Origin of the sequence: Yersinia sp. 1252 StPb PI (assembly GCF_048593885.1) — a bacterium.
Taxonomy (GTDB): Bacteria; Pseudomonadota; Gammaproteobacteria; order Enterobacterales; family Enterobacteriaceae; genus Yersinia; species Yersinia enterocolitica_E.
The window spans coordinates 1-240 of the sequence record NZ_JAZGQE010000578.1 but is presented as its reverse complement, the minus strand read 5'-3'; the positions used below and the strand labels follow the sequence as shown (position 1 = coordinate 240).

Genomic DNA, 240 nt, shown 5'->3' with positions numbered 1-240 from the left:
AAAAATGATTGGAGTGTGTCACTTTTATGGGAATGGCTAAAGTATCAATAGTCTCGCAAACCTTGGTTTGGGCGACGCAGCAAAACAAGGGGTTGCGACTAACGCACAAATGGCAGCCGGTACCGCAACAAATTTGCTGCCAACTGTCGCAGCGGTCATGAGTCTATTTAACAAACGGACTTTCACAGCGAATGACTATATTCGAATCCCTGATGTTCCTGGCGGGCTGATTGTGCAATG

1 pseudogene is annotated in these 240 nt (G+C 46.7%); it reads left to right on the top strand.

What is annotated here, in order from left to right:
• Positions 1–109 precede the first annotated feature (109 nt).
• A pseudogene (locus tag V2A85_RS24800) lies at positions 110–240 on the top strand (phage tail protein); the annotation flags it as partial.